The sequence below is a fragment of the Streptomyces sp. NPDC058001 genome (assembly GCF_042886315.1).
Taxonomy (GTDB): Bacteria; Actinomycetota; Actinomycetes; order Streptomycetales; family Streptomycetaceae; genus Streptomyces.
Genome location: NZ_JBHVQT010000007.1, coordinates 235,278 through 255,289 on the forward strand (window position 1 = coordinate 235,278; position 20,012 = coordinate 255,289).

A 20,012-nucleotide genomic window follows, 5' to 3' on the forward strand; every position below is an offset into this window, starting at 1 on the left:
CGCTCGGAGCAGTGACCCGCCCTTCCCCCGCCCTTCCCAGTCCCTCACGTAGCCCCCGCCGTCGAGTCGGGCTCCGGGAGCGCCTGGTCGCGCACCACCAGTCTGCGGAGCATCTCCAGGACCCGGTCCCGGCATTCGTCCGCCGCGTCGATCGCCTCCATGCACTGCCAGTAGGTGCCCTCCTCGTCCGCGGAGTAGGCGATGCCGACCAGCGCGATCCCGACGTCGGCGAGCAGGGCGCCCAACTCCACCAGGGCGCCCCGGGCGTCGCTGATCTCCGTCAGCCGCGCCGCCCGTATCCCCTCGATACCGAGGGCCGGGATGACCAGGGCGCCGCAGCCACGGCCGCCGATCTCGCTGAGGCCGAGCGCCTCGCCCCGTAACTCCGGCGGACCCGTGACCGCCAGTCTGCTGCCCATCGCCTGGGCCAGGGCCTGAGCCTGCCACGACTCGGTCATGATGCCCGGTGCGTCGGTCCTCGCCGCCAGGGCACGTCTGTTCACTCCGATGAGCCGTACCGCGTCCATCCGCCGACCCCGTCTCTCCGGGACGTGCTCGCGGCACGTCCCCTCCAACTCCTTTGTCCACTACCTAGCGTGAGCATCTTCGGGACGAAAAGCCAGAGGTAGCCCGATATTTGTGGACAGAAAATCGAATGTGGATAAGCCATCCACTCCGGAGAGTGACGAGCTTGCCAACAGCAGGCAGATTCAGGGCCCTTCTTCCGAAACCGGGAAGCGGTGTTCGTTCCGGTCGATCTTCGCGGCGAGCGCGGCGAGCGGGTCGACGCCGAGTACTTCGCAGAGTTGGAGCAGATAGGCGAGGACGTCCGCCACCTCGTCGGTCACGCGATGCGCCGTGTCCGGGTCGTCCATGACCCGCGCCGACTCCTCGGGGGTCAACCACTGGAAGATCTCCACGAGTTCGGACGCTTCCACGCTGAGCGCGGCGACGAGGTTCTTGGGCGTGTGGAAGGGCTGCCAGTGCCGTGCGGCGGCGAACTCGGCGAGCCGTCGCTGCAAGGCGGGGACGTCGAGGGGACTGTGCCCCGAATCGGGCTCGGGTCCGGACGATCGGGACGGCTCCGGGGAATCGGGCGGCTCCGGGGATCCGGTTGGCTCCGGGGATCCGGCTGGCTCTGGAGATGCGGTGGTCACCGTCCCAGGTCTACCACTGTGAGAACACCGCTCCCCGCGGCCTCCCCCGCCCCCGACACCGGTCCCGGTGGCGCCGTCGACTCGCTCAGTGGTGCCGTCTCGCCCACTGTTCCCACCAGCCGGATGTGTCCGCGTTCGCACATCGCGCGTGCGAGGGTGACGAGTTCACGGAACTGACGGGTGTCGAGGCACCGGTCGAGGCCGTCGGCGAGGACGGTGAGCGACTGGTAGGCCGACGGCACCTCGGCCGCCGGGTCGACCTCCAGTACACCCGGCCCAGTGAGCAGGACCAGCGCGTACGCGAGGTAGCGCAACTCGCCCTCGCCGAGCCGCTGTAAGGGGGTACGGGCCCCGTCACCCCGGTCGATGACCGCCCGTACCGTACCGTCGGGCAGCGCCTCGGTGAGGACGTCGGCGACCGGCCCCGTACATCCCGCGCGGACGGCGTTGACGAAGAGACCGTGACGTCGGCCGCACTCCGCGCGCGTACGCAGCAGAACATCGGCGAGGTTGTCGCAGCCGCTCAGGAGCCGGCCCCCACCGCAGGGCACGGACGCGCGCATACGCTCCGGGCGCGGGTCGCACACGAACACCGACCGCAGGGCCACGACGACCTGTTCCGCCGCCGCGAGCACCAGACGCTGACCGTCGGTCTTGCCCGCGACGCGCAGCGGCAGGAGCGCGGTGCCCAGGAGGTCGTCGGGCAGCGGCGCGCGGGTCACCGGCGTGGCCCCCGCGGTGTGCCAGGCCGCCTGCACGGTGGGCCGGCCGGGGTCCCGTAGCGCCGTCTCCAGGAGGGTCAGTCCGTCGAGGGTCAGGCGTTCGCCGACGATCCGCAGCTCGGGTTCGGCCTGGACGGCGAGATCGAGCCGTACGGTCCCCGCGGGGCCGTCGACCGTGCAGCCGACGCGGAAGCCGCGCCGCTGTTCGGCGTCGGGCCGAGCCCGTTCAGGCACGCATGCGACCGGGTCGGGGAACACTTCGGCGAGGGACGCGCCGGCGCCGAGCCGCGCCAGCGCCTCGTACGCGCGCAGGGCACCTGTTTTGCCGCTGCCGCTGGGGCCCGCGAAGAGCGTCAAGGGCCCCAGCGGGTAGCTGGCGGCGCGGTGCGCGGCGAAGGCGGACAGGCGCAGCTCGGTGAGGCCGGGGCGGTCGGGCCGCGCGGACGGCTCGGCCGTCCCACGGGAAAGCACAGTCATGTCTCCGGACGGTAGGGAGCCCGGATTCAGGCGAACCGTTCCGCCTGGACCGGTTCCTACGAACGGGGGATCAGACGGGGGGTAAAAGCGGATGACACGCGCGCGTGGGCATCGTCGCGACCCGCCTACGTCCCCGGCATCGAGGCTTCGGCCACCAGGCCCTTGATCTCCGTACCGGGAGGGGCCAACAGGAAGACGTTGCGGTCGACGCGGTGCATGCCGCTGCCGAGACCGAAGACGACTCCACTACTGAAGTCGAGTACGCGCTTGGCGACATCCGTCTCGGCGCTGCTCAGGTCGAGCAGGACGGGGATCTGCGCCATCAGTGTCTCGGCGACCTCGCGCGCGTCCGCGAAGACGTTGATCCGCAGCACCACGAAGCGGCGCCGCGTCTCGGTCACGGCCTCGGGGGCCGCGCGGTGACCGGGCCATGACGGCCACTCGTCGCGACCGCGGAGCGGTACTACCTGGGCAAGCCCCTCCCACTGTTCATCGGTGACGTCGTGGCTGTTCAAATCCCCACCCCGTCCTGGCTCGCACGTGAAATCTGCACCGGTCAATTCTTACGCCACCTCACCCGTTCGGCCCAACTGCGACACGGCCCCTGGCCGGTACGAGGTGGTTGGTGCCAGGTGGTGGGGAGCCCCGCGTGATGAGTTCTGAGCGCGGGGTCTGGCCGAAAGTCGACCCGCCCCTACACTTTGACTTCGCTTCAATTCCCCATGCCTGGAGGAGGGTTCGTGCCCGGTCGGCGATCCGACAGCGAGACCGAACGACTGGTACGGGCGAAGTTGGGCGACGCGCCCGTCCGGCACGAGCAGATGGCCATGGTGGCCGAAGTCCACCGGGCCGCCGCCGCGGTGCGCCAGCATGTCGAGAACTCCGTCCTGCGCGGCTCCGACCTGACCTGGACCGGCTTCGTGGTGCTGTGGGTCGTGTGGATGGGGGGCGAGCGGGAGACCCGGCTGGTGGCCGAGGAGGCGGGCATCTCCAAGGGCACGCTCACGGGGGTGGCGCGCACGCTGGAGTCGCGGGGGCTGGTGCGACGCAGCGCGCATCCGACCGACGGCAGGCGGGTGTTGCTGGCGCCGACCGAGGACGGCGAGCGGCTGATGCGGGGCCTGTTCCCGGAGTTCAACGCCGAGGAGGTGTTCGTGACCGGGCAGCTCACCGACGAGGAGTGCCACCGGACCACGGACGCCTTGCGGCGGGTCGTGGCGCAGATCGAGACGCGGGGCGAGGAGCGGCGGACGGAACTGCTCGGCGGGGGGACGCCGGCACCGCGCCGCAGTGGACGGCGACGCCGGGCCTGACCTGGGACACGGCCCACGTTTCCGGCCGACGGCGGTTACCCGGACGAGCAATGTGTTGACATGCCCCTGACAATTCTGGCCTTCATGTCCCCGCCAGTTCACCTCACATCCGGGCGGTCCGGCGGGAACGATCGACGCCGGAGCTTCGTCTACAGTTCAGTAGACCGTCTACATCTCTGTAGTCATCACACAATTCGGTCACGTGCTCGATAGGTGTCTCGGGCTCCGCGATCGTCACACGGAAATGGAAGGGGCGGTGGGTTGTTCCTCGCTTTCGACGGGTCCTCGATCGACGGGTCCGCGTACACCGATGTGGTGGGCCTCGCGCAGCGTTCGCCGGCCTGGCTGGACGACGTGATCTCGGCGTGGTCGACATACGGCCTCGCGGTCTTCGTGGTGCTGATCGTCGCCGCCTGGTGGCGGGCCCGGCGGCAGAGCACCTCGGTGGCGGTGAGGGCGCTGGCCGTACCGGCGATCGTGCTGGTGGCGTACGGCGCGGACTACGTGATCAAGCTGATCGTGCGCGAGGACAGACCCTGTCAGAGCCTCCGGGTCAGCACGCTGGAGGCGTGTCCCGCACAGGGTGACTGGTCGTTCCCGAGCAACCACGCGGCCCTCGCCGCCGCTACCGCCGTGGCGCTGTACTTCGTGTCGCGGCGACTGGGTGCCGTCGCCCTGGTGGCCGCCGCCGCGATGGCGGCGTCGCGCGTGTGGGTGGGCGTCCACTACCCGCACGACGTGGTGGCGGGCGTCGCGGTGGGCGCCCTGGTCGCACTGGCCCTGGTGATACTGCTGCGCCGGATGCCGGAAACGATGGCGGTACGGCTGACGGCGACGCGATTGCGTCCGTTGCTGGTCGCGTCATGAACCGCAAGGAGGTGCCGGGCCTCGCCGGTTCCGTGTGCCTGGGGGCGCTGGTCGCGTTCGCGCTGCTGACGATGGTGGTCATCGGCCGCGACGGTGCTCCGCTGTTCATGGACGGCGGTCTGCACACCTGGTCCGACGCGCACCGTCCGACGGTGGCGCTGGCCGTCGCGCGGGGCCTCACGGCCACCGGCACCGGTGTGTGGCCGTACGCGCTGGTTGTCCTGGCCGGGGTGATCGTCGGGCGCACGGCGCGGCAGCGGGTGATCGCCGCCGCCGCGGGCCTCGGCTGCCTCCTCGTCGGCCAGGGCCTGCGGTACGTGGTCCTCAACTTGGTCGCCCGTCCGCGACCGCCCGAGCAGGACTGGGCGACCCACGCGTCCGGCTGGTCGTTCCCCTCGGGTCACACCAGCACATCGGCGATCACCGCCCTGCTGCTCATCCTCGCGGTACTGCTCCGGTCGCCCCGAGGCCGCCGTACGACGGCCGTCGTCATCGGCTGCTGGGCCGTCGCGGTGGGCCTCACCCGGGTCTATCTCGGGGTGCACTGGTTCACCGATGTGGTGGGCGGCTGGTTGTACGCGATCGCCTGGGTGGGCCTGGTCGTGGGCGTCGGCACGCGATGGCTGGAGCGCGGGGAGGAACGGGGGCGGCGCGTGCCGGTGCCGGGGCGGCAGGAGAAGGGGGGTGGAGCGGGTGGCGTAAGCCTCGGTGGGGAGGAGCGAGTGCGTCCTCGTCGCGCGTGAGGCGGCGGATTCTGGTCGTCGAGGACGATCACGGGCTGCGGGACGTGTTGGTGCGCGGCCTGCGGGACGAGGGGTTCGACACGGTGCCCGCGCAGACCGGGGCCGTCGCCCTGCGGCTGGCCTCCGGCACCGCGGACATCGCCGCCGCCGTGCTCGACGTGGGGCTGCCCGACGCGGACGGCCGGGATGTGTGCCAGGCCATGCGCGCCAACGGCTTCCTCTCCCCCGTCATCTTCCTGACGGCCCACCACGGGCTCACGGACCGGCTCACCGGGTTCTCGGCGGGCGGCGACGACTATCTGCCGAAGCCGTTCCATCTCGCCGAGCTGGCAGCGCGGCTGCGGGCGGTGCTGAAGCGCGCGGGGCCCGCCGAGCCGGCGGCGAGCGGGGACGTGATCCTGGACGCCGTACGGCACAGTCTGGCCGTCGGGGGCACCGAAGTCGCCCTGACGCCGACCGAGTTCCGGCTGCTCGCCGCGCTGATGGGGGCGCCCGGTGAGATCGTCCGGAGGCGGGAGCTGATCAGGGCGGGCTGGCCCGAGGGTGCCCAGGTCAGTGACAACACCCTGGATCAGTATCTGACCCGGTTGCGGCGCAAGTTGCGCGACGCGGGCAGTGGGATGACCGTGACGACGGCGCGCGGTATCGGGCACCGTCTGTCATGAGGGCGTTCCGTTCCGGGTGGCCGAGGTTCCGGCCCCGTACGCTGCGCGGCCGGCTCTCGCTGGTCGCGCTCACCACCGCCACGCTGGTGATGGTGATCCTGACGGTGGTCTTCAACACGGTCGTCGGACGGCACCTCCAGCGGCAGGCGGACGACGAGTTGCGTACGCGCGCGGCAGCCGTCGCGACCACCGTCGACACGCGCCACGATCCCGTACGAGTCCTGGAGGCACCGGGCGACGGGCCGCTCGACACCAACGTCTGGATCTACGCGGGCGGCCGGGTCCTCGAACAGCCGCCGTCCGTCACCGCCGGAAGTCCCGTCACGCGCGCGGCCGACGCGTTGGCGGCGCACCCGGCACAGGGGTGCGTCACGGTCAACGGCGACAGTGACGGGGGCGGCGTCCGACTCTGCGCCCAGCCGGTCACCGGCACCGATGCCAAGACCCACACAGGCACCGGCACCGGCACCAACCCCCGTACAACCACCCCCGCCCCACTCACCGCCGCCGCCGTCGTCACAGCCCTCGATCTCGCCCCGTACCGCGCGTCGGCGGATACCCTCCTCCTCGCCTCGCTCGCTCTCGACGCCGCCGTTCTCGCCTTTACGTACGTCCTGACGCGGCTCGCCGTGGGGCGGGCGTTGCGTCCGGTGCGCACGATGACGGAGCAGGCGACCCGCTCGGGCGCCGTCGCGTCGGACGAACGGTTCGGCGGCGCGGGGCAGCCGACGGAACTCGCCGGTCTGGGCATGTCCTTGGACGCGCTGCTCGACCGTATCCGCGCGTTGCTGCGCCATGAGCAGCAGCTGACCAGGGAGTTGTCGCACGAGTTGCGCAATCCGCTCGCGATGATCATCGCCGAGCTGGAGTGGTGGCAGGCCGCTCCGCGCTCCCCCGGCGAGACCGGCACCACGCACCTGGCCATCGCCGACGCGGCCCGGACGATGCGCGAGATCTGCGACACCCTTCTGGACGATGCCCGTGACGACGCGAACTCCACGCCCGGCACCGCCGACGTCCTGCCGGTACTCCGACGGCTCGCGGAACGGTCCGGCACCCCCGACCACATACAGGTCCACGTACAAGTCGACGTACGAGTCCAGGGACAAGTCATCGCCGGTGTCTCCCCCGCCCTCCTGGAGCGCATCGCCGCGCCGCTCCTCGACAACGCGCTGCGGCACGCCCGTTCGAGGGTGGTCCTGCGGGCGGTACGGCGGCCGGACACCGTACGGGTCGAGGTCGAGGACGACGGATACGGGGTGCCGGCGTCGTTCCTCGGGGAGCTGTTCCAGCCGGGGCGGCGGGCCGAGCCCGGGGACGGACATGGCGGAGCGGGCCTCGGGCTGCCGCTCGCGCGACGCCTGGCCCGCTCCGCGGGTGGTGAGGTGGGCTACGACCAACAGCACACGCCCGGGGCGCGGTTCGTGATCACCCTGCCCGCCGGGTGACCTCTCCGTTCCGCCCCGACGCCGACCCGGACCCGGACCCGACCTCGGTCCCGGACTCGACCGGATCCTCGATGACGTCGCGCCGGGTCACCGTCAGATAGACGACCAGACCGAGGATGACCGCCAGGAACAGGACGCTGGTGATGACGGTGCCGAAGCCGAGGCCGCCGTCGGCCGTGGGCTGGGAGAGATAGTCGCCCATCGAGGCGCCGAGCGGGCGGGTGAGGATGTAGGCGATCCAGAAACTGCCGACGGCATTGAGGCCCATGGTGAACCGGCCCATCGCGACCGCGCCGATCGCCAGCGCGAACAGCAGGGCGGACACCCAGTAGCCGAGGCCCAGGCGCTCCGCGACCAGGTCACCGGCGGCGGTACCGAGCGCGAAGGTGAACAGGACGGCCAGCCAGTAGAAGGTCTCGCGCCGCACGGTGTCGACGCTGTGGATGGAGAGCGTCCGCTCGGTGCGGTACCAGACGGCGAACACGATCGCGAGCGCCACGGCGAACACGGCGGTACTGGTCTCCAGCGGCACGCCGAGGTTGTCGGTGAGGTTGTCGCTGATCAGGGTGCCGACGACGCTGATCAGGGCCACGGCGGTCCAGTAGATGCCGGGACGGTAGGCGCTGGTACGGAACTGGGCGACGAGGACGACCGCGAGGAGTGCGCTCATCAGGAGCGACACACCGGTCAGCCCCAGGCCGAGGTTCGAGTTGAGGAGGTCGGCCGCCGTCTCGCCGACGGTGGTGCACAGCACCTTGATCACCCAGAAGTAGAGGGTGACTTCGGGAACCTTGTTCCACCGCAGGCGCGGGCCCGTGGCGGTGCCGCGCGAGTACCGCGTTTCAGTGAGCCCAGGGGGCCCGGAGGTCTCAGCTGTCATGGTGCGACCGTGTCAGCCGCTACCTGAACACATCCTGAGCGCTCACCACCTCCGGGCCCCGGCAACCCCGACGGCCCCCGCAATCCCGGCGACCCCGACGCCCCCGGCAACCCCGACGACGTCACGCCCCGTCCGGCCGCTCCAACGCCACCCTCGGCAGCCGCCGCGCCAGCACCCCCGGCAGCCACCAGGCCCGCCGCCCGAGGAGTTGCATCACCGCGGGCACGATCAGACAGCGGATGACCAGGGCGTCGAGGAGGATCGCCACCGCGAGCCCGAGGCCGAACTGCTGGAGCATGCGGCTCGGGCTCAGGATGAAGGCCGCGGACGCAACCGTGGGGGTACGGGGGCCTGGGGGGGTGCGGCACTCGTGGGGTACGGGGGTCGGGGGGCGATTGTTATGGTGGCCGGTCACATATGGGGGGCTGGGGATGGACGAGGGACGGGCGGGGCTCCGGGAGCGGCGGGAGTCCTCCGACGGACGGCCCGGCTGGATCCGGGTCCCGGTCGGTGACGACGCCGCCCGCTGGGCGACCCGGGGCCGGTGCCGGCGGGTCCTGCTCGTTGTCCACAACGTCACGTCGGCGACCCGGCTGCTCGACGTACTCCCCCTCTTCCACGACGACCTGCGCGTCCAACTCCTCGCCACCTGTACGGGGTCGTCGGCCTTCGCCTCCGGTGTGACCGAACTCCTCGCGGACACCGGCGTCCCGGTCCTCCCCTGGGACCAGGCCCTCACGACCCCGGTCGACCTCGCGATCTCGGCGAGCTTCGGGGGCGAACTCGACGCCCTTGATGCGAAGTTGGTCATACTTTCGCACGGCGTTGGCTACACTAAGAGGCTTGCGACAACGGAACAACGGAACAACGGAACAACGGAACAACGGAACAACGGAACAACGGAACAACGGAACAACGGAACAACGGAACAACGGAACAACGGAAACGAAGGAACCCGTGTTCGGGTTGGCGCCCGAGTGGCTGTTGTCCGGGCGTACCGCGCGGCCCGTCGCCGACTCCCTTGTCCTCTCCCACCCGGAACAGATCGCCCGCCTCCGACGTGCCTGCCCCGAGGCCGCGCACACGGCGGTACTCGCGGGTGACCCCTGTTTCGACCGGATGCTGGCGGCGCGTCCGTACCGCGACCGCTACCGGCGGGCCCTCGGTGTGCGGCGCGGGCAGCGGCTCGTCGTGCTCAACTCCACCTGGAACCCCGAGTCGTTGTTCGGTGACCGGTCCGGCGCCGGGGGCGCCGACATCCTGCCCGCGCTGCTGCCGGCGCTGACCTCCGAGCTGCCCGCCGACGAGTACCGGCTCGCCGCCGTCCTGCACCCCAACATCTGGCACGGTCACGGACCCGGCCAGATCCGGGCCTGGCTGGACCGGGCCCAGCGCGGCGGCCTCACCCTGATCGACCCGCTGCACGACTGGCGGCAGGCCCTGATCGCCGCCGACACCGTGATCGGCGACCATGGCGCCGTCACCTACTACGCCGCCGCACTCGGCACCCCCGTACTTCTGGGCGCCGCACCCCTCGCGGGGCTCGACCCGGCGTCGCCCGCCGCCGACTTCGTCCGGCGGGCGCCCCGCCTGGACCCGCACCGGCCCCTGCGGCCCCAACTCGACGCACCGCATCCACCCGAGCCGGGCCCCGCCGAGTTCACCACGTCGCTGCCCGGCGAGTCCGCCACCCGACTGCGCCGCCTCTTCTACGCGCACCTCGCCCTGCGCCCGCCCACCGGACCCGCACTCCTCGAACCGCTGCCGCTGCCCCCGTACCGACCGGCCGCGCGCACGGCGCCCCTGCGGGTCCTCACCCGGTACCGGGGAGCGCGCGAGGTGGAGGTGGAGCGGTACGCCGATCCGGACCGGACGCCGCGTGCCCGTGGTCGGGACGGGACGACCGAGAGCCACACCGCCGTCCACGAGGACACACGTGACCCCCGCGCCCTCGACCTCGCCGACCTCGTCCTGCGCGACGGCCCGCCCGACGACCCGCGCTTCGGCTCACCGGCCGACTGGTGCGCGGAGGTTCTGGACCGGCACCGGGACTGCGCGCTCGCCGTCTACGTCACCGGGCCCGACGCCTGTGTGGTCCGCACCCGTGCCGGAGACCTGCTGGATGTCACCGCGCGTCATGACGGGGACGCGGATCCGGCCGCGTACGCCTCCGCGCTGCACACCCTGCTGGCCGCCGGTCACCCGGTCGACGCGCTCGCGGCGGACGGTCTGACCGTGCGGACCGGAACGGCCGCGCACCGGGTGACGGTCACTCCGCGCCGGGACCGCCGGGACTGACATCCGGGGCAGTGGTCCCGCACCGCTGCCGCATCCGCCGCAGATGCACGAGCTGGTACGTGGCCTGCTCGTCGGCGAGCGCCGCCTCGGCCTCCTCGATCAGGGGCAGCGCCCCCGCGCTGTCGTCGCCGTCCAGACAGGTCTCGGCGAGATCGGTGAGCGCCCTGGCGGTGTTGTACGCCTCGCCGCTCTCGCGGAAGAACCCGAGCGCGGTCTCCAGCCGCTCCTTCGCCTCGGCGCGCCGGCCGAGGCCGCGCAGGGCCCGGCCCCGGTGGCGCTCCAACAGGGCGCGGGCGCGAGGCAGATCGGCGGCGCCCTCGCCGTCGGGGCCGATCCCGTCGTAGAGCCGTCCCGACGCGTCGAAGCAGTCGAGGGCGTCGGCGAAGCGCCACTGACGCAGCCGGAGCAGCCCCAGGAACTCGACCGTTGACGCATGTCCCCGCACATGCCCCGCGGCGCTCTCCGCGTCGGCGGCCTTCCGCGCCTCGCTCTCCGCCTCGTCCCACTGCCCCAACTCGGTGAATGTGTGGGCGAGTTGAGCGTGCAGGGCGCCCGCGGTTCGGGTGCCGGGGCGGTGGGCGTCGGCCGTGCGTACCGCGATCTGGAGCGCGGGGCGCAGTTCGTCGTGGTACCCGGCCTTGAGCTGCAACGGCCAGAGGGCCTGGGCCAGTTCCATGACGGTGGTGTGGTCGCCGAACTCGTCGGCGGCGTGGATCGCCTGGACCAGGTTGCCGACTTCGGCGCTGAGCACGGCCACCGCCGTACCGGGACGGTCGTACACCACGGGTGCCGCTCCGGCGGGGAGCGAGGGGACCCGCCAACTGTTGGGCAGCGCGGCGCGCGCGGCGCCCACCGCGAGATCCCGGTACCCCGCGAGGGTCCGGGTCACGACCTGGGCGCAGCCGGCGATCCCGTCGACATGCGCGGCGGTCCGTGCGGCGTGCGCGAGTACGGCGGGGCGGTAGAAGTAGCGGCCGTCCGTGGTGTGTTCAAGGAGTTCCACGTCGGCGAGTTCACCAAGGAGACGCGCGGTGTCCGCCTCCGCGAGCCCGGTGGCCCACGCGCCGGTGGCCGGGGTGAATCCGGGCCAGGGGCGCAGGGCCGTCAGGCGGTACACGCGGGCGGCGTCCGGCGGAAGGAGCCGGTAGGTGTCGTCGGCGGCGGTGGGTACGGGGTCGTCGGGGGTGCCGGACGGGCTGGGCGTCGGCTCGGTCAGGCGGAGTGCGGCGGCCCGCAGCGCGTACGGCGAGCCGCCGCAGCGCTCCAGGACCGACGGCAGAGTGGCCCGCGCCGCCGACAGGGCCTGCTTGCCCACGAGTTGGGTGAGCAGCCGCACCGCGTCGCGGTCGGCGAGCGGTTCGACGGGGATACGGAGTGCGTCCAGGCCGGGCAGCGGGTGACGCGAGACGATCAGCGTGAAGACGCCGGGCGCGGAGGTGATCAGGGGCCGGATCTGCGCGGCGGACCGGACATGGTCGAGGATGACCAGGAGCCGCAGTTCCGCGACCGTACGCCGGAAGAAGTCGATCCGCTCGTCCGCCGTGGTGGGGATCTCCTCGGCCGGTACGCCGAGTTGGCCGAGCAGCCGGTGCAGGGCGGTCGCGCCGCCCAGTGCGGCGCCGGGTGTGTCGCCGCGCAGGTCGACATGGAGCTGCCCGTCCGGGAAGAAGCGGCGGGCGTCCCGGCAGCCCCAGTGCACGGCGAGGGTGCTGGTACCCATGCCCTCGTCGCCGTGGAGCAGTGCGACCCTGGGGCGTCCGTCGGCGCTGCGGGACGCCTCCTGGACGAGTTGCTTGAGGGCGGTCTGACGGTCCGTGAAGAAGCGGGTGGACGGTCGGAGTTGCGGGACCTGGCCGACGGGCAGTCGTCCCCCACCGGTAGTTCCGGTAATTCCGCCGGAGCTTCCACCGGGGACTCCGCCAGGGATTGCCTGTGCGAATGCCGCCCAGGCCACGGCGAGTTGGGGCTGCCGCTGTAACCCGGCGAGCACTTCCCTTGCCACGGCGTCCCGTTCACCCGCGCCGGTCGGGGCGGTCACCTCGCGTCCGGCGATCCGCCGTACCAGTCCGCCCGCCGACTCCCAGGCCCAGCGTCCGGCTTCGTTGGCCATGCCGGAGCCGACCGCGCCGAGCACCGTCGCGATGGCCGTGAGCGAAACCTGATCCAGCACGCCGCAACTCCCCCTGTCCGCAACCGTGGGGATCAACGGTAGCGGCCGGGCCCGCATCGCGCCCCCTCATCCCGAGGCGCCCCGCGCGTCATCGCGAGGCGCCACGCGCGTTACCCACCGTCCCCCCCGCCCACGGTGTCCGGGGTCCCGGTCGGGCGCGGGACGGCCTCGCGGGACGGCGTGCCGCGTATCCACAGCAGGGCCCCGGCCCCCAGCACCGTCCCGCCGAGCAGCCACGCCGGTGGGCCCCCGGGGAGGGCGCCGACCGCCAAACCGACCAGGGCGCCGACGAGTTGGAGGGCGAGGGACTGGACCGAGAGGGCCGTGGCGCGGCGCGAACTGGTGACGCGGCGGTGCAGCAGGTCGTTCTCGTTCGGGCCCGCGACACCGAGCCCGAGGTAGACCAGGCCGTAGCCGAGAGCGGCGACGACCGTGCCGAACGGGCCTGAGGAACCCGCCGTCACACCGAGCACGAGCAATCCGCACGCGCCGGCCCCCAGTCCGGCGAGTACCGCGCGTTCGCCGCCGCCGGTGAGCCGGGCCGTGAGCGGTGCGATATGGCTGCCGAGCCCCGAGCAGAGGAACCCGGCGCAGGCCAGCGTCGCGAACAGCACGGCGCCCGACTCCGGCGCGCCGGTCAGCCCTGCGGCGCGGCCAGGCGTGAGCAGTTCGATCGTGGCCAGCGCGGCCCCGGCGGCCCCGGCGCTCAGCAGCACGCGCCGCACCAGCGCGTCGCCCCCGCCCAGGCGCAGCCCGCCGACGATGGTGGCCGGCACGTCGGCGAGCACGCTCCGCAGTGTCGCGGGCGGGCGCGGCGGTTCGGGCAGCGCGGTCAGGACGTACACCACGAACCCCACGATCACGGCCGCGCCGAGCAACGCCGGTACGGACAGCGGCAGTACGAGGCCGGACGTGGCCTCGCTCAGCCGGGCACCGAGGTCGGGGCCCCGGCCGAGCAGCCAGGGCAGCGCGCCCCCGACCAGGGTGCCCACCGCCAGCGCGGCGGAGGTCGCGGCACTTCCGCGCGCGAGGCCGGTACGGAGATCGGCGTCGGGTCCGGAGTGGGCCTGGACGGTGTCCACGTACCAGGCTTCGGCCGGGCCGCTGGAGAGGGCGCGGCCCGCGCCCATGATCGCCATGCCGAGGGTGAGCACCCAGGACACGGTGCCCAGCGCGAGCAGCGTGAACGCGGACAGGTTCAACACCCCGGCCGTGGCGAGGACGACGCGCCGTCCCAGGACGTCGGAGAGCCCACCGGTGGGGAGTTCGAGCGCGGCGGCGGTGAGGGAGTGCGCGGCGAAGAAGCCCGCGATGGCGACCAGTGCCATACCGCGCTCGGTGAACAGCAGCACCTGCGGGCCGAGGGACAGTCCGATGGGGAGCCAGAAGAGGACGGAGACGGTGACGTAGCGCCGGCGGGCGACCGGGAGTGGGAGAGGGGGTTCGTGCCCGGTCACGAGGGGTCGGCCTTTCTGCGGGAGCGGTCCGCGCGGGGACGCTTGGGGGTCATCGACGTACGGCTCGAATCCGTCGCCTCCGACTCCGACTCCGGCGCCGACTCCGACTCCGGCGCCGACTCCGACTCCGACGCCGACGCCGACTCCGGCTCGGGTTCCGGCTCCGGCTCCGGCTCCGGTTCCGTCCTCGCGTACGGCAACCCCGCCGTCAGCAGCACCACTTGCTCCGCCCGCGCGTCCCCCTCGTCCCGGGCGACGAGTTCCGTCAGCTTCTCGTCAAGGACCCGCCACAGCTCGGTCAGTGACTCGGGGGTCAGGCGGGGGATCAGATCGCTGATGCCGGAGGGCTCGCGCCACTCCGGAGCCAGGCGTCCGGCCGCCAGGTCCGCCTCGTGGCGGGCGACCGAGTCCGCCAGATGCTCGATCTGGCGCCGGCGTGAGAACTCGACGAAGGCACGGCTCTCCGGTGAGACCTCCATGGAGGTGTTGTTCCACGAGGTCACGTCGTGCACGGAGCGCCAGCGCCGCTCGCGCCCGTCGCGGTGCTCGGCCTCGGTGACCCAGGCGTATTTGGCCAGCACACGCAGGTGGTAGCTGGTCGACGCGGACGACTCCCCCGTCCGCACCGCCAGCTCACTCGCCGTGGCGGGCCCGTGCTGCCGGAGCAGCCCGAGCAGCCGGATCCGCAGGGGGTGCGTCAGTGCCTTCAGGGCCGCCGCGTCCCGCTCGGGGTCCAGTACGCGTCTGCGCTCACGTTCTTCGCTGACCATGACGGCAGCGTAGGGTCCGGGGACCACTTTCCAAAAGAGTTTTTGCAAAATTTATTTGGGAAACTGCCCGGACCGCACCCATGCCGAAACGCCACGTGCCAGCATGATCCGATGACCGACTCCCCGCCGCGCCCTTCCGGCGTCGAACCAGGGAGCCTCCGCTCCATCAGGTACCCGACATAGCGCCAGTGGTGCGTCATCGCCTCAACGTCGGCGTCCGTGGGCCGGTACCGGGAGAGTTTGGGTACGGACCCCCGTCCGTCGTCTTCATTGACACTCCGATTACCGTTGCCGGAACGTTCCGGCAATCGCCCCCGCCGGGCTCGGGGCGGCGGTGTGCGGGGCCGAGGAGGAGTGGAGCAAGCCATGGGGTTTCCGGCTGCTGAGTGGCTGGTGGCGGCGATGGTCCCGGTTGACGAGGCCGATGTGGCGGTCGCGCTCAAGGAGCGGTTCGGGGTCAGCGGCACCCTGGCGGACCTGGGGAGCCAGCAGGACCGTAACTACCGGGTGCGGACCGCGGCGGGCGACTTCGTGTTCAAGATCACCAATCCCGTCACGGAACCGGCCGGGCTGCGTGCCCAGTGCGCCGCGGTCGACCGGCTGGCCGAGGCCCTGCCCGGCCTGCGACTTCCCCGGGCCCACGCGGGACTCGACGGCGACATGGTGCAGCGGTTCGACGCGAACGGAGCCGACCTGGCCTGCCGGCTGCTGCACTACGTCCCGGGCGAGCCGATCATGGACAGCCGGTATCTCGCCCCGCAGGTCGTCGCCCGGCTCGGGGAACTCTCCGGACAGATCGCGGCGGGACTGGCCGACACCGAGCCGGTGGAGTCCGCCCGGCCGCGACTGTGGGACCTGCGCAACGCGCACTCGGTGATCGAGGCCCTGGCCCCGCACCTGCCCGACCAGGCACGCGCCGCCCGCGTACGGAGCGCGTCCAGAGCCGCGTACGCCCTGGTCGAGCCGTACGCGGAGCGGCTGCCGGTGCAGGTGATCCACGGTGACGTCACCGACAACAACGTGGTCTGCGAGACCGCGCCGGACGGCCGCCGTATGCCGGTCGGCGTGATCGACTTCGGTGACCTCGGCCCCGGCTGGACGGTGGCCGAACTCGCCGTCACCTGTGCCTCCGTACTGCACCATCACGGGGCGGGACCGGCATCGGTCCTGCCCGCCGTGCGGGCGTTCCACGCGGCGCGACCGCTCGGCGACGAGGAGGTGGCCGCCCTGTGGCCGCTGGTCGTGCTGCGGACGGCCGTCATGGTGGTGAGCGGGCAGTACGACACCCTCCTCGACCCCGGCAACGGCTACGCCTCGGCCGCGCTGGACCGTGAGTGGGCCATGTTCGAGGCCGCCGTGTCGGTTCCGGTAGAGGTGATGACCGCCCAGCTCCGGCACGCGCTCGGCGGGCGGGTGGCGGAGGCCGTACCACGTACCGAACACCGGCTGCTGCCCTCGCTGCCCGCACTGCCGGACGACGTACCCGTCCTAGATCTGTCCGCGGAGAGCGAGGAGTTGCACACGGGCCGGTGGCTCACCGCAGAGGCCGAAACCGCCGTCGCCGCACGCGCGTTGGCGCCGGACGGGTCGGCTTCGGGCCCCACTGCGGTACGGACCCGACACGGCGAGTTCCGGCTGACCCGTACCGCTGTCGACGTCACGGACGCCACCGCCACCTGCGCGCTCGGCGTGGACCTGTACCTCACCGGTCCGTCGGCGGTCCTGGCGCCCTGGGACGGTACGGTCACCCGGCACGGTGACGACGGATTGACGCTGCACACGGGCGGGTTGGACCTCGTCCTGGACGGCGTCGTGGGCGAGGTCCCGATCGGTGCCGTCAGCGCCGGGCAGACGCTCGGCACGGTATCCGGAGGAGAGGACACAGGCACGGGTACGGGTGCCGGCAGCGGCACTCACGTGCTGGGTGTCCAGCTCTCCCGGCTCACCGGTGAACGCCCGCCCCGGTTCGTGACCCCGGAACTCGCCGCCGGCTGGCTCTCGGTCTGCCCGGACCCGACCGGACTGCTCCTCGGCGATGACGCCCAGGTCACTCAAGTCACCCCCGGTGCCCCCGGTGAAAGGGAGTTGCTGGAGCGACGCAACCGCTCCTTCGCCACCGTCCAGGAGCACTACTTCACCGCACCGCCCCGGATCGAAAGGGGCTGGCGGCACCACCTGGTGGACACCGAGGGCCGCGGCTACCTCGACATGCTGAACAACGTGACCATGCTGGGCCACGGCCACCCCGCGCTGAGCGACGCCGTGCACCGGCAGTGGCAGCGGCTGAACACCAACTCCCGTTTCCACTACGCCTCGGTGGTGGAGTTGTCCGAGCGTCTGACGGACCTGCTCCCGGCCGGGCTGGACACGGTGTTCCTGGTCAACAGCGGTTCCGAGGCCGTGGACCTGGCGCTCCGCCTTGCCTGGGCGGCGACCGGGCGGCAGGACGTCGTCGCCGTCGAGGAGGCGTACCACGGCTGGACCTACGCGAGCGACGCGGTTTCCACCTCGATCGCCGACAACCCGAACGCCCTCACCTCACGGCCCCCGTGGGTGCACACGGTCGCGGCCCCCAACTCGTACCGCGGGCGTTACCGGGACGCCCAGGCACACCGGTACGGTCCGGAGGCCGCCGCACGGATCGCCGAACTCGCCGCCCAGGGACACCCGTTGGCCGCTTTCGTCTGCGAGCCGTACTACGGCAACGCGGGCGGCATGGCCCTCCCGGACGGCTATCTCCAGCAGGTGTACGAGGCGACGCACGCCGCCGGTGGGCTGTGCGTCGCCGACGAGGTGCAGGTGGGATACGGCCGACTCGGCTCGCACTTCTGGGGGTTCGAGCAGCAGGGCGCGGTGCCGGACATCGTCACCGTCGCGAAGGCCATGGGCAACGGGCATCCGCTGGGCGCGGTGATCACCCGCCGCGAGATCGCCGACGCCTATCGCACCCAGGGCTACTTCTTCTCGTCGGCGGGTGGCAGTCCGGTGAGTTCGGTGGTCGGCCTGGCCGTACTGGACGCGCTGCGGGACGAGCGTCTTCAGGCCAACGCCCTTGAGGTGGGCGGTTATTTGAAGGCGCGGCTCCTGGAACTGGCGGAACGGCACCCGCTGATCGGCGCGGTGCACGGCTCGGGACTTTACCTCGGCGTGGAGTTCGTCCGGGACCGGGAGAGCCTGGAGCCGGCGACCGAGGAGACGGCGGCGATCTGCGAGCGGCTGCGGGAACTGGGCGTCGTCGTCCAGCCGACGTCGGACCGGCAATGCGTACTGAAGATCAAGCCGCCGCTGTGTCTCACCCGGCAGAGCGCGGACGTGTTCACCGACGCCTTGGACGACGTCCTGACGTACGGGTGGTGAGGTCCTGACGTGTGGGTGCTGACGTCCTGGCCCACGGGTAGTGCGGTCCTGGCCCACGGGTACTGACGTCGCCCACGCCATATTTCGGGTGTGTCGGACACCCCGCACCCGCCATACTCGCCGGATGATCACGCCCCCGCACTTCACGTCGACGCCCGATTACGTCCGGCATCTTGAGGACGTCGGCTTCTGGCAGCCGTACGTCACCCACATCCTGGAACGCCATGACCTTGCCGCCCCCGGCGAGGAGACGGTGGCCGGTACCGGCGGGACGTATCCCACGTATCTGCACGGCGATGTGGTGGTGAAGCTGTTCGGGTATCTGCCGTCGTGGCGCGCGGGCCATCCCGCCGAGCGGGCGGCGCAGCGTCTGCTGGCCACGGACCCCGCCATCGCGGCGCCCCGGCTGCTCGGCGATGGCCGCCTGTCCGACGATCAGGATGCCCCCTGGCCGTACTTGATCACGACGCGGATGCCCGGGACCGCGCTGGCGGCCACCGGCGCGGTGACGAGGGAACAGCGGCTGGAGATCGCCACGGAACTGGGACGTCAGATCGGCCGCGTGCACCGACTCAGCACATCGGGCATCGTCAGCGACCTCGACCTGCCGGTTCTCGACGTGACGGCGGCCTGCGAGCAAAGTTCCCTGCCGGCCCATCTGGTCGCCCAGGTCGAGGACTACCTCGGCGGACTCCGGCCCTTCGACCGCGTGGTCGTGCACGGTGATGTGACGACCCGTCACACCTTCCTGGAGGACGGCCAGTTCACCGGAATCATCGACTGGGGCGACACCTTGGTGACCGACCGCCACTATGAACTGTGCCAGGTGCACCGCGATGTCTTCGACTGCGACAAGACGCTGCTACGGGCCTTCCTGGACGCCGCCGACTGGCCGGCCGAAAAGGGGTTCGCCCGTCAGGCCATGGGCCTCGCCCTGCACCGCCAGGCACGCGGCGTCGCCCAACACCACACCATGGACGTCTTCGAACCGGTGGCGGCGCTCCTCCCCCTCCAGGACATCGCGACCCTGGACGACCTGGCGGAGGAACTCTTCGGGGTCTGATTCGGGCCCGATCTGAGCCTGATCCGGGCCCGAACCGGCTCGATCCGGCCCGATCACAGTGAACGAACGCCCTACACGCAGGACGGGCACAGGCCCCGGTACGTCACCTCGACCTCCGAGAGAGTGAAGCCGAAGCGTTCCTCAGCCGGGAGGTCGGCGAGTGGGTCGCCGGTCGGGTGGACATCGCGGATGGTGCCGCAGCGGGAGCACACCAGGTGCTGATGCGGATGCCGGGCGTTGGGGTCGTAGCGCTTGGCGCGGCCTTCGGTGGAGACCTCCATGACCTCACCGAGGGAGACCAGCTCACCCAGGGTGTTGTACACGGTCGCCCGGGAGATCTCGGGCAGGAGTTCGGCCGCGCGGACGTGCACCTCGTCGGCCGTGAGGTGTACATGGTCGCCGTCGAGGACCTCCGCGACGACTCGTCGCTGGGAGGTCATCCGCCAGCCACGCCCTCGTAGCCGCTCCAGCAGGTCACTCATATCGGTCCACCCGTCCAGGTTTCCGTCAGTGGGATACAGGCAGTGGGACACACGCGGCGGGGCACAGGCAGCGGGACACACTAATGCCGCCCGTGGCCGTCCGCGTTCCGACCGGGTATGGGCTTGGCGTTCTTCTTGACTTG

At 71.8% G+C, this 20,012-nt stretch carries 17 protein-coding genes and 1 pseudogene; 8 read left to right on the forward strand and 10 right to left on the reverse strand.

From position 1 onward, the window contains the following. Window positions 1-44 precede the first annotated feature (44 nt). The 4 genes from ACFVT5_RS19145 to ACFVT5_RS19160 form a co-directional block, all read right to left on the reverse strand. A complete protein-coding gene (locus ACFVT5_RS19145) occupies window positions 45-527 on the reverse strand; it encodes a DUF6099 family protein (protein ID WP_389888754.1) in 483 nt (160 codons plus the stop codon). Between the two features lie 183 nt (window positions 528-710). After that, window positions 711-1,022, reverse strand: a complete 312-nt coding sequence (locus ACFVT5_RS19150) for a nucleotide pyrophosphohydrolase (RefSeq protein ID WP_389888756.1) — start codon at window positions 1,020-1,022, stop codon at window positions 711-713. A 131-nt stretch (window positions 1,023-1,153) separates the two neighbouring features. Then, a complete protein-coding gene (locus tag ACFVT5_RS19155; protein WP_389888759.1) occupies window positions 1,154-2,356 on the reverse strand; it encodes an ATP-binding protein in 1,203 nt (400 codons plus the stop codon). A gap of 125 nt (window positions 2,357-2,481) precedes the next feature. After that, complete coding sequence (locus tag ACFVT5_RS19160) at window positions 2,482-2,871, reverse strand: cell division protein SepF (protein ID WP_389888762.1); 390 nt, start codon at window positions 2,869-2,871, stop codon at window positions 2,482-2,484. A 225-nt stretch (window positions 2,872-3,096) separates the two neighbouring features. Between ACFVT5_RS19160 and ACFVT5_RS19165 the strand changes: the two genes are divergently transcribed. The 5 genes from ACFVT5_RS19165 to ACFVT5_RS19185 all read left to right on the forward strand — a co-directional run bounded on the left by ACFVT5_RS19165 (window position 3,097) and on the right by ACFVT5_RS19185 (window position 7,392). Continuing rightward, window positions 3,097-3,669, forward strand: coding sequence for a MarR family winged helix-turn-helix transcriptional regulator (locus ACFVT5_RS19165; RefSeq protein ID WP_389888765.1), 573 nt, complete (start codon window positions 3,097-3,099; stop codon window positions 3,667-3,669). 261 nt (window positions 3,670-3,930) lie between these two features. Beyond that, window positions 3,931-4,536, forward strand: a complete 606-nt coding sequence (locus ACFVT5_RS19170; protein WP_389888768.1) for a phosphatase PAP2 family protein — start codon at window positions 3,931-3,933, stop codon at window positions 4,534-4,536. After that, window positions 4,533-5,279, forward strand: a complete 747-nt coding sequence (locus ACFVT5_RS19175) for a phosphatase PAP2 family protein (RefSeq protein WP_389888771.1) — start codon at window positions 4,533-4,535, stop codon at window positions 5,277-5,279. The genes ACFVT5_RS19170 and ACFVT5_RS19175 overlap by 4 nt, the downstream gene beginning before the upstream one ends. Further along, window positions 5,276-5,944: a response regulator transcription factor gene (locus tag ACFVT5_RS19180; protein WP_389888774.1), complete on the forward strand. Its 669-nt coding sequence runs from the start codon at window positions 5,276-5,278 to the stop codon at window positions 5,942-5,944. The genes ACFVT5_RS19175 and ACFVT5_RS19180 overlap by 4 nt, the downstream gene beginning before the upstream one ends. Beyond that, a complete protein-coding gene (locus tag ACFVT5_RS19185) occupies window positions 5,941-7,392 on the forward strand; it encodes a sensor histidine kinase (protein WP_389888777.1) in 1,452 nt (483 codons plus the stop codon). The genes ACFVT5_RS19180 and ACFVT5_RS19185 overlap by 4 nt, the downstream gene beginning before the upstream one ends. Here the strand turns inward: ACFVT5_RS19185 and ACFVT5_RS19190 are convergent. Together ACFVT5_RS19190 and ACFVT5_RS19195 are read right to left on the reverse strand one after the other, a co-directional pair. Next, a complete protein-coding gene (locus ACFVT5_RS19190; protein ID WP_389888780.1) occupies window positions 7,373-8,272 on the reverse strand; it encodes a hypothetical protein in 900 nt (299 codons plus the stop codon). The genes ACFVT5_RS19185 and ACFVT5_RS19190 overlap by 20 nt on opposite strands. A gap of 121 nt (window positions 8,273-8,393) precedes the next feature. Then, window positions 8,394-8,606 (reverse strand): annotated as a pseudogene (locus tag ACFVT5_RS19195) (MMPL family transporter); the annotation flags it as partial. Between the two features lie 623 nt (window positions 8,607-9,229). On the opposite strand from ACFVT5_RS19195, the gene ACFVT5_RS19200 reads away from it, so the two are divergent. Next, window positions 9,230-10,570, forward strand: coding sequence for a hypothetical protein (locus ACFVT5_RS19200; RefSeq protein WP_389888784.1), 1,341 nt, complete (start codon window positions 9,230-9,232; stop codon window positions 10,568-10,570). On the opposite strand, the gene ACFVT5_RS19205 is transcribed toward ACFVT5_RS19200, so the two are convergent. From ACFVT5_RS19205 to ACFVT5_RS19215, 3 genes are all read right to left on the reverse strand, one after another. After that, a complete protein-coding gene (locus ACFVT5_RS19205) occupies window positions 10,542-12,740 on the reverse strand; it encodes a tetratricopeptide repeat protein (RefSeq protein ID WP_389888787.1) in 2,199 nt (732 codons plus the stop codon). The genes ACFVT5_RS19200 and ACFVT5_RS19205 overlap by 29 nt on opposite strands. A gap of 110 nt (window positions 12,741-12,850) precedes the next feature. Next, window positions 12,851-14,197 carry an MFS transporter gene (locus ACFVT5_RS19210; RefSeq protein ID WP_389888790.1) on the reverse strand — a complete coding sequence of 449 codons (1,347 nt, stop codon included), beginning with the start codon at window positions 14,195-14,197 and terminating at the stop codon, window positions 12,851-12,853. Beyond that, the gene (locus ACFVT5_RS19215) at window positions 14,194-14,967 is read right to left on the reverse strand and encodes an ArsR/SmtB family transcription factor (RefSeq protein ID WP_389888793.1); all 774 of its coding nucleotides are present in this window, start codon (window positions 14,965-14,967) and stop codon (window positions 14,194-14,196) included. The genes ACFVT5_RS19210 and ACFVT5_RS19215 overlap by 4 nt, the downstream gene beginning before the upstream one ends. 366 nt (window positions 14,968-15,333) lie before the next feature. On the opposite strand from ACFVT5_RS19215, the gene ACFVT5_RS19220 reads away from it, so the two are divergent. Both ACFVT5_RS19220 and ACFVT5_RS19225 read left to right on the forward strand, forming a co-directional pair. Beyond that, on the forward strand, window positions 15,334-18,324 hold the full coding sequence (locus ACFVT5_RS19220; protein ID WP_389888796.1) for an aminotransferase: 2,991 nt from the start codon (window positions 15,334-15,336) through the stop codon (window positions 18,322-18,324). A 124-nt stretch (window positions 18,325-18,448) separates the two neighbouring features. Continuing rightward, window positions 18,449-19,387 (forward strand): phosphotransferase family protein, encoded by a 939-nt coding sequence (locus ACFVT5_RS19225; RefSeq protein WP_389888799.1) that lies wholly within the window; start codon window positions 18,449-18,451, stop codon window positions 19,385-19,387. Window positions 19,388-19,458: 71 nt separating this feature from the next. Here the strand turns inward: ACFVT5_RS19225 and ACFVT5_RS19230 are convergent, their stop codons facing one another. After that, window positions 19,459-19,869 (reverse strand): Fur family transcriptional regulator, encoded by a 411-nt coding sequence (locus ACFVT5_RS19230; protein WP_389888802.1) that lies wholly within the window; start codon window positions 19,867-19,869, stop codon window positions 19,459-19,461. Window positions 19,870-20,012 lie beyond the last annotated feature (143 nt).

What these genes read in the sequence shown, in the direction of transcription:
- ACFVT5_RS19230 (WP_389888802.1), bottom strand. Translation starts at nt 19,869, where the DNA reads ATGAGTGACCTGCTGGAGCGGCTACGAGGGCGTGGCTGGCGGATGACC.
- ACFVT5_RS19220 (WP_389888796.1), top strand. Translation starts at nt 15,334, where the DNA reads ATGGGGTTTCCGGCTGCTGAGTGGCTGGTGGCGGCGATGGTCCCGGTT.
- ACFVT5_RS19185 (WP_389888777.1), top strand. Translation starts at nt 5,941, where the DNA reads ATGAGGGCGTTCCGTTCCGGGTGGCCGAGGTTCCGGCCCCGTACGCTG.
- ACFVT5_RS19145 (WP_389888754.1), bottom strand. Translation starts at nt 527, where the DNA reads ATGGACGCGGTACGGCTCATCGGAGTGAACAGACGTGCCCTGGCGGCG.
- ACFVT5_RS19225 (WP_389888799.1), top strand. Translation starts at nt 18,449, where the DNA reads ATGATCACGCCCCCGCACTTCACGTCGACGCCCGATTACGTCCGGCAT.
- ACFVT5_RS19175 (WP_389888771.1), top strand. Translation starts at nt 4,533, where the DNA reads ATGAACCGCAAGGAGGTGCCGGGCCTCGCCGGTTCCGTGTGCCTGGGG.
- ACFVT5_RS19190 (WP_389888780.1), bottom strand. Translation starts at nt 8,272, where the DNA reads ATGACAGCTGAGACCTCCGGGCCCCCTGGGCTCACTGAAACGCGGTAC.
- ACFVT5_RS19155 (WP_389888759.1), bottom strand. Translation starts at nt 2,356, where the DNA reads ATGACTGTGCTTTCCCGTGGGACGGCCGAGCCGTCCGCGCGGCCCGAC.
- ACFVT5_RS19215 (WP_389888793.1), bottom strand. Translation starts at nt 14,967, where the DNA reads ATGGTCAGCGAAGAACGTGAGCGCAGACGCGTACTGGACCCCGAGCGG.